16 protein-coding genes are annotated in these 12267 nt (G+C 48.6%); 6 read left to right on the top strand and 10 right to left on the bottom strand.

The genetic code is table 11. From position 1 onward, the window contains the following. Positions 1–37 precede the first annotated feature (37 nt). From ACQ4M5_RS20290 to ACQ4M5_RS20255, 8 genes are all read right to left on the bottom strand, one after another. The gene (locus ACQ4M5_RS20290) at positions 38–781 is read right to left on the bottom strand and encodes a phycobilisome rod-core linker polypeptide (protein ID WP_430677492.1); all 744 of its coding nucleotides are present in this window, start codon (positions 779–781) and stop codon (positions 38–40) included. A 625-nt stretch (positions 782–1406) separates the two neighbouring features. After that, positions 1407–2249 (bottom strand): phycobilisome rod-core linker polypeptide, encoded by an 843-nt coding sequence (locus ACQ4M5_RS20285; RefSeq protein WP_430677491.1) that lies wholly within the window; start codon positions 2247–2249, stop codon positions 1407–1409. A gap of 24 nt (positions 2250–2273) precedes the next feature. Continuing rightward, positions 2274–2906, bottom strand: coding sequence for a HEAT repeat domain-containing protein (locus tag ACQ4M5_RS20280; protein WP_430677490.1), 633 nt, complete (start codon positions 2904–2906; stop codon positions 2274–2276). A 71-nt stretch (positions 2907–2977) separates the two neighbouring features. After that, a complete protein-coding gene (locus ACQ4M5_RS20275) occupies positions 2978–3802 on the bottom strand; it encodes a HEAT repeat domain-containing protein (protein ID WP_430677489.1) in 825 nt (274 codons plus the stop codon). A 5-nt stretch (positions 3803–3807) separates the two neighbouring features. Next, positions 3808–4044: a phycobilisome linker polypeptide gene (locus ACQ4M5_RS20270; RefSeq protein WP_058997668.1), complete on the bottom strand. Its 237-nt coding sequence runs from the start codon at positions 4042–4044 to the stop codon at positions 3808–3810. A gap of 104 nt (positions 4045–4148) precedes the next feature. After that, positions 4149–5012: a phycobilisome rod-core linker polypeptide gene (locus tag ACQ4M5_RS20265; RefSeq protein ID WP_430677488.1), complete on the bottom strand. Its 864-nt coding sequence runs from the start codon at positions 5010–5012 to the stop codon at positions 4149–4151. Positions 5013–5188: 176 nt separating this feature from the next. Continuing rightward, positions 5189–5677, bottom strand: coding sequence for a phycocyanin subunit alpha (gene cpcA / locus ACQ4M5_RS20260; protein WP_068390518.1), 489 nt, complete (start codon positions 5675–5677; stop codon positions 5189–5191). 72 nt (positions 5678–5749) lie between these two features. Beyond that, a complete protein-coding gene (locus tag ACQ4M5_RS20255) occupies positions 5750–6268 on the bottom strand; it encodes a phycocyanin subunit beta (RefSeq protein ID WP_430677487.1) in 519 nt (172 codons plus the stop codon). A 659-nt stretch (positions 6269–6927) separates the two neighbouring features. On the opposite strand from ACQ4M5_RS20255, the gene serS reads away from it, so the two are divergent. After that, entirely contained in the window at positions 6928–8196 is a 1269-nt protein-coding gene (gene serS, locus ACQ4M5_RS20250) for a serine--tRNA ligase (RefSeq protein ID WP_430677485.1), read from the top strand. On the opposite strand, the gene ACQ4M5_RS20245 is transcribed toward serS, so the two are convergent. After that, a complete protein-coding gene (locus ACQ4M5_RS20245) occupies positions 8191–8895 on the bottom strand; it encodes a Uma2 family endonuclease (protein ID WP_430677484.1) in 705 nt (234 codons plus the stop codon). The genes serS and ACQ4M5_RS20245 overlap by 6 nt on opposite strands. On the opposite strand from ACQ4M5_RS20245, the gene ACQ4M5_RS20240 reads away from it, so the two are divergent. Together ACQ4M5_RS20240 and ACQ4M5_RS20235 are read left to right on the top strand one after the other, a co-directional pair. Continuing rightward, positions 8894–9025: a hypothetical protein gene (locus ACQ4M5_RS20240; RefSeq protein ID WP_430677483.1), complete on the top strand. Its 132-nt coding sequence runs from the start codon at positions 8894–8896 to the stop codon at positions 9023–9025. The two genes, ACQ4M5_RS20245 and ACQ4M5_RS20240, sit on opposite strands and share 2 nt — an antisense overlap. 6 nt (positions 9026–9031) lie before the next feature. Then, positions 9032–9301, top strand: coding sequence for a hypothetical protein (locus ACQ4M5_RS20235; protein WP_430677482.1), 270 nt, complete (start codon positions 9032–9034; stop codon positions 9299–9301). A 47-nt stretch (positions 9302–9348) separates the two neighbouring features. Here ACQ4M5_RS20235 and ACQ4M5_RS20230 read toward each other — a convergent pair whose 3' ends face one another. Beyond that, positions 9349–10005 (bottom strand): Uma2 family endonuclease, encoded by a 657-nt coding sequence (locus tag ACQ4M5_RS20230; RefSeq protein ID WP_430677481.1) that lies wholly within the window; start codon positions 10003–10005, stop codon positions 9349–9351. Positions 10006–10182: 177 nt separating this feature from the next. On the opposite strand from ACQ4M5_RS20230, the gene rseP reads away from it, so the two are divergent. From rseP to ACQ4M5_RS20215, 3 genes are all read left to right on the top strand, one after another. Further along, positions 10183–11271 carry an RIP metalloprotease RseP gene (gene rseP, locus ACQ4M5_RS20225; RefSeq protein ID WP_430677480.1) on the top strand — a complete coding sequence of 363 codons (1089 nt, stop codon included), beginning with the start codon at positions 10183–10185 and terminating at the stop codon, positions 11269–11271. Further along, positions 11268–11945 carry an endonuclease III gene (nth, locus tag ACQ4M5_RS20220; RefSeq protein WP_430677479.1) on the top strand — a complete coding sequence of 226 codons (678 nt, stop codon included), beginning with the start codon at positions 11268–11270 and terminating at the stop codon, positions 11943–11945. Before rseP ends, nth begins: the two co-directional genes overlap by 4 nt. A 92-nt stretch (positions 11946–12037) precedes the next feature. Continuing rightward, complete coding sequence (locus ACQ4M5_RS20215; protein ID WP_430677478.1) at positions 12038–12262, top strand: DUF433 domain-containing protein; 225 nt, start codon at positions 12038–12040, stop codon at positions 12260–12262. Positions 12263–12267 lie beyond the last annotated feature (5 nt).

Raw genomic sequence — 12267 nt, 5'->3', positions numbered from 1 at the left:
AAAAATCTCCTTAACTACGTCTGTTGAAACAGCAGCGTTAGCGCAATGGGAAACTGGCGGCTGTGCTAATCGAAGTTGGAGTGCCGTTTGGAGCGGTGGTACGAGTGGTGTCAGGAATGCTGATGTTTGCGGTCGAAACGGGTTTGTATTCGACGGTTTTGATGTTGAGCGATCGAGCCAAATCCCGGAAGTTGTTGATATCGCCCCACTTGTAGCGGCTCGATTCTTCCTGGTCGCGCCAGTAGTCCGCATAGCTTGGAGTCACCAAGTTAAATGGACGACCTTTGTAGCGACGACGTTGGTAAGGAACCGTGTTATCGCCAAACGCAGTCGCATACTCTTCACTGTCGAGAAGTGTATCTACAAAGCCATCCCAGCCCAAAGTCGCGATTTTGATCGACCAAGCGATCGTTTCTTCATTGTTGTAAGCCGATCGACCCAGTAGGCGCTTCAGAGCAATATCAACTAAACGATAGTTCGAGTTTTTGTCGATTACGAGGCTTCTGAAGGTTTCCGATTTTGCCAATCCGCGCACAAAGTCGCGAACGGTAATGGCTCGGTTCTTCAGTTGGGATTCGAGATTCTTTTGGCGACTGCTTTGTAAAATGACGTGTTCGCTGAACACTTGACGATAAGCAGCCCAGATCAAATTTGTGATGTCGGTTTGATCGATGCAATCTTCAAGACGATAGATATAGGGAGTGTCTTCGCCTGGAACTTCGTAACCATCCACTCGCTGATTTTGCGAGGAGGGTTTGTACTCAAGTAAGGGAATCGACATGGTTAATCAAGGGTAAAAAAGGGGATGTGCGATCGCGCTTTAGAAAGCGAGTTGTTTGGCTTGTTGTGCCTTGGCGAATATTGTGCCTAGCGAATAGAATTCGCGGCTATACAGACGAAGTGTGCCTTCGCACACTAAGAGGTGAATTCAATCACATTTGTACAGGGCGAATTCCACCTGCCAGATACTTAGAGAGTGTTTGAGAGTGTTTGAGCGGTAATCGTTTGTTGCGTTCACCCGCCCGGAGATAAATCTCCGGGCTGATTGTGGGAAGCCCACTAAACTGGGCTAAGAACTCCGTATTACTCTCTTAGCCCGCTTCAGCGGGGTTTCCTCTATTAGCCCGGAGATTCATTTCCGGGCGGACTCGCAACGCAGCAAAGCCGCTTTTCATACTCCTCAAACATTCTCTTAGAGGGTGTTTGAAAAGTAGCCGTTCGGACACATTTACCCGCGCCGGACTAGAAGTCGGCGCTAACGGTGCGAAGTCCAGTAAACGGGACTCAAGACGCTGACATCGGCTCCCAGTCCCCTTCAGTGGACTTCGTTCTGTTAGCCCCGAATTCCATTCCGGGGCGAGAGGACATCGTAGCGAAATGACTTTCTATACTTTTCAAACATGCTCTTAGACCTTCGCAGTGCCCGGAAGATAGCTATAAGGCAAATTCACCTTCGGACGGCTGACCGTTGGTTTGGTCACTTCAGCAGCTTCACGGCTCGAATCGGGGACTTGAATCGCGCTCGATGTTGCTCGTGCCACATGGCGTTGCGTATCGAGATGCGGCGTACTCATCGTTTGCGCCATATTCAAGAACGTGAACGGAATCGCCTGACGAATCACCGCTTTATCCAGATCGCCCGAATTGTAGCTGCGAACTTGATAGTACGATCGAGTCGCCAATTCCCGTTCTAACAACCGATTGCGCCAGAAGTCGCCGTAACGTGGATTGGTCAAGTTAAACGGACGACCTTCTAACCGACGACGTTGATACGGAACAATGTCATCGCCAAAGTTCTCGCGATATTCTTCACCATCGATGATTTCATCAATGAAACCGTGTAATCCTTTGGTCGCAATGACGATCGATTTAGCGATCTGTTCATCTTGACCATACGATGCCCGTCCCAAAAATCGCTTCAGGGTGATATCCACCAAGCGATAGTTCGAGTTCGTATCCGCTACTAATTCGCGGTAAACATCAGATTTACCCAAGCCGCGAATAAAATCAGCCACGCCGATCGCTCGATTTCGCAATTGCGATTCGAGGAAGGTTTGACGATTGCTTCTGAGAATGAGATGTTCAGCAAAAATCTGGCGATACGCTGCCCAGATAATTCGATCGACATCTTCTGCCGATCGAGCATCTGACAAACGGTAAATCACCGGATCGTCTTCATCAATCACGTCGTAACCATTGACGCGCTGATTTTGAGTTTTGGGATTTACTTTGAGAAGTGGGATTGCCATGAGGAGAAACCCAATAAAGTGAACTTATGAAAGTTGCTGTTTCGCAAGGGCGGCTCTCGCTCGAACCGCACCATCAGAATCAGCCTGGAGCATCTGATCGAGTTGTGCGATCGCGCTCTGACGATCGACACAATCCGCAGAACTAATCCAGTTTTGTAGACCGACGATCGCAGCGTACCGATTTGCCCAATCGACATCCTGTGCGACAAATAAGAGCGTGTTCAAAGCTTGGGATTGAGCAGACTCGCGGGCTGTGGGTTCAAGTTGTTGCCAGCGAATTTGTCCTAAACCTTTGATTGCGGCTCGTCTGACGCTCGGAGCGAAATCGGCTTCGGCAGCTTTGATCAGAGCTTCTAAGGCACGTGGATCAGCGATCGCGGCAAGTGCTCGTAAACTGTAAGCCCTTGCCCCATAGTTGTAGCCATCGATTTGCGCTAACAATTCGGGGACTGCGACCTCTCCCAACGCGACCAAACCAGAAACCGCCGCCAATGCTGCCCCCGGATTGTTAAATCCTAGAGCGCGAATCAGCGTCGGTATTGCTTCAGTCGATCGAGCATTTGCCAAAGCGTAAACGGCTCCAACCAATTTGGCGGGAGAATCTGCCACTTCGACAGCATGAATCAACGATTGAATTGTGGGATCAGTTGCAATCATAGAATTCTCGTGATGGGGCAATTTGGCGATCCGCGATCGAGAGCCTCGCTCCCGAATCACCGCTTACCAGTTCACAGTAGGTTATCCATGAGGGTCATAAGCTTGATTGCATCTGAAGACAACGGATCGCCCGTTTCTCGTAGATGATAATCCAGCAAACCTTTACAAGACAGCAGCTTAAAGCTGTTTTCCACTGGAGAAGCCGCGATCGCATCAGCAGCCGGAAGATATCCGATCGCACCCAAATCCGCTAACGCCGATCGTCTCAGTTGCACATCGGTTCCTTGCAGCGCTTCGACCAGTCGCTCTCCATAAACTGAATCGCGTGTTAACTGGTACATCGATCGCGCTGCCGCATATTGAACTCGTGCCACCGGATGATCGAGAAACGGACGAACAAGATCGATCGCTTCAGTTGCCCCTAACGCGCCCAATGCTTCTAGTACCGCCTCGACAGGCTGGACTAAATGCGGACGACCCGGAACAAACTGAGCCATTTCGATCCCGCCCTTGAGCAGTGCCATGAGTTGAGGAACACACGACGAATCGCCAAGCAATCCCAGGGCTTGAGCCGCTGACTCCCGGACGTAGAAATCATCACACTCAAGACAGCGAGTCAGCCCAGGAACCGCTTGACGATCGCCTAATTTCCCCAACGCCCGCGCTGCATTTCGCCGCAACGGGTAGCCACCCAGTTCAGTACGATCGTCTTCGTCTTCCAACGCGCTAATCAAAGCCTCGATCGCGCTTGAATCTTTAACCTGAAATTTCCCCAGCCACCAAGCCGCGTAATATCGCAAACTCGTATCGGGACACGATAAATTTGCGATCGCGCTTTCCACCGTTAACGGTTCGGCTCCAGGTTGCGGTTCGAGTTCAGAGTTCGATTCAATCACGATGATTACTCAGCAGTTAGCGGTTCAATGTTGACGATGCGACCCCCCAAACGGGTAATCCGCTGCATTTCTTCATTCATCCGGTTATAAGGAACCGTGATAAACACACTGCCACTATTGCGGATTTCATAGTTATTGCGATCGGTTTGGTCGTTCTGACGCAAGCCCACCACTTCATAACGAAAGACTCGTGCGCCTGACGGAGTGTTTGCGGCGCTTCCCACTGCGGTTTGACCGAACATGGTTCAAGACTCCTTTAGAGTTGAGGATAAAGAATGGGGAGTGGGGAGTGGGGAGTGGGGTGAATTTACGTCCCCCTACTCCCCACTCCCTACTCCCTACCAAACTATGCTGGTGTGACGCTGACAATCTTTGCGCCTGTGCGCTGAATTTGCTGCATCTTATTCGACAGTTGCTCGTAAGGTACGAGGAACGCGGTGCTCGATCGACGAACTTTCGGATAGCCCGGAGACAAGACTCCAGCCACTTCTACCCGATAGATCCGACCGCTTTCGCCATACGATCCGCCCAGTGCTTTCTTCGGAGCCAGATCATCAGACGCGCTGAAATGTCTCCAGCCGCCATCTGCCTGAGACGGAGACGCGATCGACGACGAAGTATTCGTCGCCAAATTCCGCGCTAGGCGAGGATTCTTTCCAGCCGCTTGAGAGCGATCGCTGTTCGCATAGCCGCGATACAGTTGGAACATATTCGTAAAGCCGATCGTTCTTGCGCCCGTCTCATACTGGAAGCCGCGATAGTACGGAACCACGTTGTCGCCAAAGTTCGCCTCGTACTCTTCGGAATCAATGTAAGAATCGATTTCCGCATCGAACCCTTGAGTTTCGTAGATGTCCAAGTGTTCGATCACTGCCGACTCATCGAATGGAGCGCGACCCAGCAAATGCTTGTGGTTTAGCTCAATCACACGAGTTTGGAAGTTGTTATACAAAAACTTCTCTTTATATAATTCTGATTTCGCCACCGCACGAACAAACTCTCTGACTGAGATTTTGCCGTTACGTAACAGCGATTCTGCACTGGTTAAACGCTCTGCTTTCATCAGGTAATCATTGCCCAACACCTGACGATACACAGCGCGAATCACTGCTTCAACATCATCATCCGTCCAAGGATGGCGCAGTTCTACCTTGGGCGTTTCTTGGAACGGCGCAGTACCCAACCGCGCTGCTGCTGCTGTAATAGCCATCTATCGAGTTCTCCAAAAACAACGGCGAACGTGAATTTAAGCTCTTGTTAGCGACATTGCCATCGGTTTTGGCTCGATCGCTAACCCAAATTTTGATAAAACAATGCCCGGAAGGGTAAACAATAGCCAGCACTTGCCAGCGAACCGCATACCTTTCCGGGCAAGGGGAAGCTAAATTAGCTCAGCGCGTTGATCGCGTAGTCGAGGTAGGTGTTTGCTTCGTTTGCAGCTTGTCCGCTCAGACCGTGGCTTGCTTTGATGTTCTTCAAAGCTTCGACGTACCAGGAGGGAGCCAAGTCGAATGTTTGGTTGATTTCAGCCAAACCAGCAACCAAATACTCGTCCATCGGACCCGTTCCACCTGCAACCAAGCAGTAGGTGACCATGCGGAGGTAGTATCCGATGTCACGCGCACACTTCGCTTTTCCTTCGGGGGTCGAAGCGTACTGCGAACCTTGCATTTGGGTGGTGTAAGGGAACTTCTGATAAACCGCGTTTGCAGCACCATCAATCAGTTTTTGTGCGTTGGTGGTCAATGCACGAGCCGCTTCCATCGAAGCAACTGCACGCTCAAAGCGTCCGTTGACTGCTTGGAGTTCAGTGTTGCTCAAGAAACGTCCTTGGGTATCCGCAGCAGCGATCGCTTCAGTAATCGGGGTCTTCATTGTTCAGTCTCTCCCTTTGGGTTTATCGTTTTGAGGAAAAAAGTAAAAGAGTTGAGTGGTAAAACTCAGAAACTATGCAACAGCAGCAGCCGCACGATCGAAGTAGGAAGCAACTTCCGACATCAATTGCGAACAGTCACCTTTGGTGATTCCGTTCGGGTCGTTTGCCAATGCAACAGCAGCTTCTTTCATTTTTTGAACACCAGCAGCAACCGATCCACCAGGAACGCCCAATGCTTGGTAGGTTTCGCGCAGACCGTTTAAGCAACGATCATCGAGAACGCTTGCATCACCTGCGAGGGTTGCATAGGTGACATAGCGCAAGATGATTTCCATGTCGCGCAGACAAGCTGCCATACGGCGGTTGGTGTAAGCGTTTCCGCCGGGAGCGATCAATTGGGGCTGTTCTGCGAACAATGCACGAGCCGCGTTTGCAACGATCGTCGATGCGTTGCTGGTGATGCGGTTCACGGTGTCAAGGCGCTTGCTGCCATCACGAACGACGGAGGTCAAAGCATCGAGTTGTCCGGTGCTAAGGAATTCGCCTTTGGCATCAGCCTGAGAGACCACCTTTGCGAAAGCATCTAACATTGGAATTCTCCTAAAAACTGGGTATGAGTTCGGTTTGGTTCAGAACTGGAAGGTGTTTCTGAAGCCATTTGGAGGTTTGAATGCCTGAAGAGGCGTTAAACCCCACTCTCTGAATCCAGTTTCTCGAAAAACTCGACTTGTATCGAGTGAGACAAATTGAGTTTTTTAAGAAATCTGAGAGATTGTCACATTTCTATGAGAAAGCGCAAATCCTATTCAGATAGTGTTTTAAGCGGGTCTGTTTTGTTTGTTTTCCCCTTCGATTTCCTTTTATACAATGCTGAAGTGCTTGAGTTTGTTACAAGTTGTTGATTTGTATCACGCTCAACGAAATATTTGCCAGAAGTGTTGCTAAATCAGGGATTGACGGGGATCAAAGCTAAATTATTTCTGCTTTTCTGAGAGAAGTTGAGTCATTTTTGTAGTGTTTTGTAAACTTAAGGATCATTTAAGATTCTCAAAATTGCGGCTGCGATTGATTTGTAGAACTTGTAAGACCTACAAGCAAAACTCAAGTCTGTAACGAATGATTGCGAAATTTAGCGAAAAGTACTGTTTCGCTTTGTTAAGACGATTTTGATTTTCTGAGTTTAGATTGCGTTTCTCGCCTTCCAATCAACGATGTATCCTGGTTAGGGAGCTATTTTGGATGTTTTATTGTGCTAGACCTGAAGCTAATTCGTGAAAATCCTGACCTTGTGCAAACCAAGCTGAATCAGCGCGGCGGGAGTTATGACATTTCTGCGATCGCGTCTCTCGATCGTCAACGTCGCGAATTAGAGGTCGAGCGATCGCAACTCCAAGCCCGCAGTAACGAGATCGGGAAATTAGTTGGTCAGATGATGAAAGCTGATCCGAAAAATCCTGAAGTCCAGCCGCTTCGAGATGAAGGAAATTCGATCAAGGCAAAATTAAGCGAATTAGAGCCGCGAGAAAAGGAAATTCGCGATCAGATTGAGTCGTTGCTGTTGACATTTCCGAACTTGCCGAGTGAAACAACTCCGATCGGGAAAGATGAAACCGAAAATGTTGAGGTGAAGCGATGGGGCGATGAGCTTAAACCGTCCATTGACGTTCTCCCCCATTACGAGATTGCTGAGAAGCTTGGAATTCTTAACACCGAACGGGCGACAAAAATTGCTCAAAGCCGATTCGTGATTCTAATGGGTGCAGGTGCGGCATTGGAACGAGCATTGATTCAGTTCATGTTGAATCAGCAAATTGCAGCGGGATATGTCGAAGTCATTCCTCCAGTGTTGATTAATTCTCGATCGATGACTGCAACCGGACAGTTGCCTAAATTTGCAGAAGAAAGCTTCAAATGTGCTGAAGATGATCTCTGGTTAGCTCCAACTGCGGAAGTTCCAGTCACAAACTTGTACCGCGATGAGATTATTCCGGCTGAACAATTACCGATTCATCACTGTGCTTACACACCGTGTTTTCGTCGGGAAGCAGGCAGCTACGGCAGAGATACACGCGGCTTGATTCGACTGCATCAATTCAACAAAGTGGAATTAGTTAAGCTTGTTCATCCTGAAACTTCTGAGCAGGAACATCAAAGCTTAGTGAAGAACGCAGAAGCAATTTTGGAAGCTTTGAAACTGCCTTATCGAACTGTTGAGCTTTGCACTGGAGATTTAGGATTCGGAGCCGCGAAATGTTACGACTTGGAAGTTTGGTTGCCCTCCGCAGGAACTTACCGCGAAATTTCTAGCTGCTCGAACTTCATGGATTTCCAAGCCCGTCGAGGCAACATTCGATTCAAGACAGGTCAGAAGGGAACGCAATTTGTCCATACGTTGAATGGATCAGGATTAGCGATCGGGCGAACAATGGCGGCAATCCTCGAAAACTATCAGCAAGCAGACGGAAGCGTGAAAATTCCAGAAGCATTGCAGCCTTATCTAGGACGAGAAGTTCTATAGCTGATCTGGATCGACTCCTAATTCTCGGAGCTTTTCGGCTAAACGCTGCGATCGCTGACGTTCTGCGGCGACTGTTCCCCATGCCAATAATTGCTCTGATTCATCCCACCAGCGAAGCCAGTACCCAGAACGATTGTCTCTTTCTCCTTGCCACACTCCCAAAAACAATTGCATCTCAGGAATCCAATATCGTCCATTCTCATCCGTGAGTTGTGGGCGATAGAAACCTTTTTCATCTAAGCGATAAACCTCCATCTCGCCCGATTCAGGCTCAAAGATGACATAATTTGGAACCTGCAAAATTTGCTCATAGAAGTACCATTTCCCTGGTGGATAGGATGGCTTGATCGAATACGGTTCGCTACCTGTATGTGATAAAAATTCCATCACAATGACGGGAATGCTGCCCTGAAGATTCGGCGTATAAGACCGTTCGACCTCCGATCGGGGAACGGTAATCTGAGGCACAAAGCTCCAATCGGGCGCTTTCACAACGATTTTGGAATCGATCGTGGCACAAATCCCGTAATTAGTCGGGGTCAATGTCGTTTCAGAAAGTTTTCCAGCTTGAGCGAGGCTATCGGTCAAAGCCATTGCCAACATCGGTTGAGTGATATTATCCACAGGATCATTGGGAAGGACATAATCCGCAGGAAGCTTTTCCCAAGTAACGATTGGCGACCTTAGTTCAGCAATCATGGCAAAAATTCTCGAATCGCGGGTGGTACTGTTGATTTTACAAGGTTTGTTTGGGGCAGCGTTCAGAACGTCGATCGCGCTTCTTCCTAGAATTTCAGCGAAAATAATCGTAATTGCGATCGCATCTTAAATCTCTATGTCTTCAAACCTGCTTCCAGCCTTACAAAATCTTCCCGCTACATTTCCAATCGAAGGAGCCGTTCGCATTGAATTAGCAGAAGGCATCCCGATCTTTAAAGCTTCAAGCAGCGTACAAGATCGGATCGAAACCTTACTGGACAAACAGCAGATTGAAAGGCTTACAACAGAGGAAAATCAAGAACTTGATCATTACGAAGCGATCGACGATTACTTAAGCTTCGTCAATCGCACAATTCGCAATCTCTATTTGAACCAATCCGCTTAAATGTCTTCTCGTCGAAAGCTTTCTGCCAAACTTCAGCATTGGAAAGTTCATTCTTCAATCCCAGTCTGAAACTGAGTCATCAACCAAGTACTCACCTTGCCATGATTCATCTCACGACTGCGACGAAATGCCTCTTCTAATACAGCAATCTTTAAACCTGGTAACACAAGAGAATGATCGATGCGCCGACTTCCCCGATCCGCGATCGCAAACGCCCAGATGCTTGCATTCTGCACATCGATAATCCAGTATTCTTTGACACCTAGCGACTCATACAGTAATCGTTTTTCTCCTCGATCGTCGGTCAAGGACGAGTACGCCACCTCAATTACCAAGTCTGGAGCAGGATAAACATCCAAATCAATAATCGTCGCTTCCCAAGGTACAACTTCCGCATTCGCATCAATATAGAACGATACATCGGGCTGAACCTCAGCGCCCCCAGTCTTGCGATAAGTGCAGTTATCATGACCATCAATATCCAGACCTCGTAGCCCGGTAAAGATCGAAATAGCAGCAATGACAATGTAGTGATCGCGAGAATGCGGATTTCCCAGTGCTGCCATCCCTTCTAGCCTCATGCGTCCGTTGTAATAGTAAGCCTTGACTTTCTCATAGGCAGGGTCGTCCGTGATTCGGATAAACTCCTCCCAGGTCATCGGAATCCAGGTTTCCATCTGCACTAGAGTATTTAACTGACTCATGAGACTGTTCTTTGAGCGGATTGGCTTCATTTTAGTTCAAAAGTTCGGTTCATCAAAAGCGCGATCGCACTCCCTAACTACTCCTTTCAACCGATTTGTGCCGTAAAGATTCGTAACGGTGGAATTGACCCTCTAGAATAAAAGAACATTTTCGTCGTGGCTTAAACATTACTGCTTATGTCTGTTCTGGCGGTTATTCTTCTTTTGGCAGTTCTGATCTTCGTGCATGAACTCGGTCATTTCCTAGCAGCGAGGCTTCAGGGCATTTATGCGAATCGGTTCTCGATCGGGTTTGGTCCCATTTTGTTTAGATATCAGGGTGAACAAACTGAGTATGCGCTGAGAGCGTTACCTCTGGGTGGGTTTGTGGGATTCCCGGATGATGATCCAGAGAGTACGATTCCGCCAAATGATCCAAACTTATTGAAAAATCGCCCGGTGCTCGATCGAGCCATCGTGATCAGCGCTGGAGTTATCGCAAACTTAGTATTTGCCTATTTCATCCTCGTTGGGCAAATGGCATTCGTCGGACTGCCCACGATCGAATACAATCCGGGCGTAATTGTCCCCGAAGCGATCGCGCAAGATGTGGCAGCCCAAGCGGGAGTGCGGAGCGGTGATGTGATCGTTGGGATTAACGGTAAGTCGCTGGGTGCGTCTGATGCTGCGATGCGAACCTTGCAAAAAACGATCGAAACCAGTCCAGGACAACCGCTGGAATTGTCGATCGAGCGCAAAGGTCAGCCTGTAACCGTGAACGTCACCCCCAAAGATGACAACGGCAAAGGAAAGATCGGAGTCAAGCTACAACCCCATTTCAAGACTCAGCCGAATGGAAAGATCGTCTACTACAAGCGTCCCGGAAACCCGATCGAAGTCTTCACAATGGCATCGAACGAGTTCCAACGGATTGTAGTTCTAACGGTTCAGGGATTTGGTCAGTTAATCAGCAACTTTAGCAATACAGCGAATCAAGTTGCGGGACCTGTCGCGATCGTGGCAACAGGCGCGAGAATTGCCAAAACTGATTTTGCCAGCCTGTTCAATTTCACCGCTTTAATCAGCATCAATTTGGCGATTATCAACATCTTGCCGCTGCCTGCATTAGACGGTGGACAACTCGCATTTCTATTAGTTGAAGGCGTTCGCGGAAAACCCGTTCCGTCTGGAATTCAGGACGGCGTGATGCAGACCGGATTAATGCTATTACTGGGATTAGGCGTTTTTCTGATCATCCGTGACACGGTGAATCTCATTCCACAGTGACAACTACTCGAAGACTCTCAGCAAAAAAACAACGGGCATTAGAAATTCTGGTGCGGCTGAAAAAGCTTTATCCAGAAGCTCCTTGCACGTTGGATTATGAAACTCCAGTTCAGTTAATGGTGGCAACGATCCTCGCGGCTCAATGCACCGATGAACGAGTGAATACGGTTACGCCTGCCTTGTTTAGCCGCTTTCCTGATGCGGCGGCATTGGCAGGCGCTGACGTTTCTGAGCTTGAAACTTTAGTCCGATCGACAGGTTTCTATCGCAACAAAGCCAAAAATATTCAGGCTGCCTGTCGCATGATTATGGAAAAATATGGCGGCGAAGTTCCTCGATCGATGGAAGAACTCACCAGCCTTCCCGGAGTCGCCCGCAAAACTGCAAACGTTGTATCTGCTCATGCGTTCGGAGTCAATCTTGGAGTCACAGTTGATACGCACGTGAAGCGATTAACCTATCGATTGGGCTTAACCAAGAACACCGAGCCTGTGAAAGTCGAGCGGGATTTAATGAAGCTCTTACCGCAACCGGATTGGGAAAACTGGTCGATTCGGTTGGTCTATCACGGGCGCGCCGTGTGTAACGCTCGAAGTCCGCAATGCGATCGATGTATTCTCGCTGATCTCTGTCCCTCCGCCCATCTTGCCGATCCACCTGTAAAAATCTCGTAGTTATCAAAAGCGGCTCAACACATTGCCGATAAACTCTAGCAGCAAGCGTTCTAGATATAATGTTGAGCAGTATTCTTACTCATGCCACTTTTATGGACTACCAACAGATCATCACGATTGAGCCTGGAAAGCGGAGTGGCAAGCCGTGTATCCGGGGAATGCGAATCACAGTGTACGACATCTTAGAATATTTGGCAGGAGGGATGACCGAGGCGGAAATTTTGGAAGATTTTTCTGAACTCACGTCGCAGGATATCAAAGCGTGTCTTGCTTTTGCTGCGGATCGGGAGAGAAAGTTATTCGTAGCCTCGTTGTGAAACTG

The organism is Leptolyngbya sp. AN10, from assembly GCF_050565645.1.
Taxonomy (GTDB): domain Bacteria; phylum Cyanobacteriota; class Cyanobacteriia; order Leptolyngbyales; family Leptolyngbyaceae; genus Leptolyngbya.
This window is presented reverse-complemented; position numbering and strand designations above follow the sequence as displayed.

Excerpts from the sequence above, each read along its gene's own strand:
- ACQ4M5_RS20215 (WP_430677478.1), top strand. The coding sequence starts at position 12,038 with ATGGACTACCAACAGATCATCACGATTGAGCCTGGAAAGCGGAGTGGC.
- ACQ4M5_RS20235 (WP_430677482.1), top strand. The coding sequence starts at position 9,032 with ATGTCTTCAAACCTGCTTCCAGCCTTACAAAATCTTCCCGCTACATTT.
- ACQ4M5_RS20270 (WP_058997668.1), bottom strand. The coding sequence starts at position 4,044 with ATGTTCGGTCAAACCGCAGTGGGAAGCGCCGCAAACACTCCGTCAGGC.
- ACQ4M5_RS20285 (WP_430677491.1), bottom strand. The coding sequence starts at position 2,249 with ATGGCAATCCCACTTCTCAAAGTAAATCCCAAAACTCAAAATCAGCGC.
- ACQ4M5_RS20290 (WP_430677492.1), bottom strand. The coding sequence starts at position 781 with ATGTCGATTCCCTTACTTGAGTACAAACCCTCCTCGCAAAATCAGCGA.
- ACQ4M5_RS20280 (WP_430677490.1), bottom strand. The coding sequence starts at position 2,906 with ATGATTGCAACTGATCCCACAATTCAATCGTTGATTCATGCTGTCGAA.
- ACQ4M5_RS20240 (WP_430677483.1), top strand. The coding sequence starts at position 8,894 with ATGGCAAAAATTCTCGAATCGCGGGTGGTACTGTTGATTTTACAAGGT.
- ACQ4M5_RS20245 (WP_430677484.1), bottom strand. The coding sequence starts at position 8,895 with ATGATTGCTGAACTAAGGTCGCCAATCGTTACTTGGGAAAAGCTTCCT.
- ACQ4M5_RS20230 (WP_430677481.1), bottom strand. The coding sequence starts at position 10,005 with ATGAGTCAGTTAAATACTCTAGTGCAGATGGAAACCTGGATTCCGATG.
- cpcA (WP_068390518.1), bottom strand. The coding sequence starts at position 5,677 with ATGAAGACCCCGATTACTGAAGCGATCGCTGCTGCGGATACCCAAGGA.
- rseP (WP_430677480.1), top strand. The coding sequence starts at position 10,183 with ATGTCTGTTCTGGCGGTTATTCTTCTTTTGGCAGTTCTGATCTTCGTG.
- ACQ4M5_RS20265 (WP_430677488.1), bottom strand. The coding sequence starts at position 5,012 with ATGGCTATTACAGCAGCAGCAGCGCGGTTGGGTACTGCGCCGTTCCAA.
- ACQ4M5_RS20255 (WP_430677487.1), bottom strand. The coding sequence starts at position 6,268 with ATGTTAGATGCTTTCGCAAAGGTGGTCTCTCAGGCTGATGCCAAAGGC.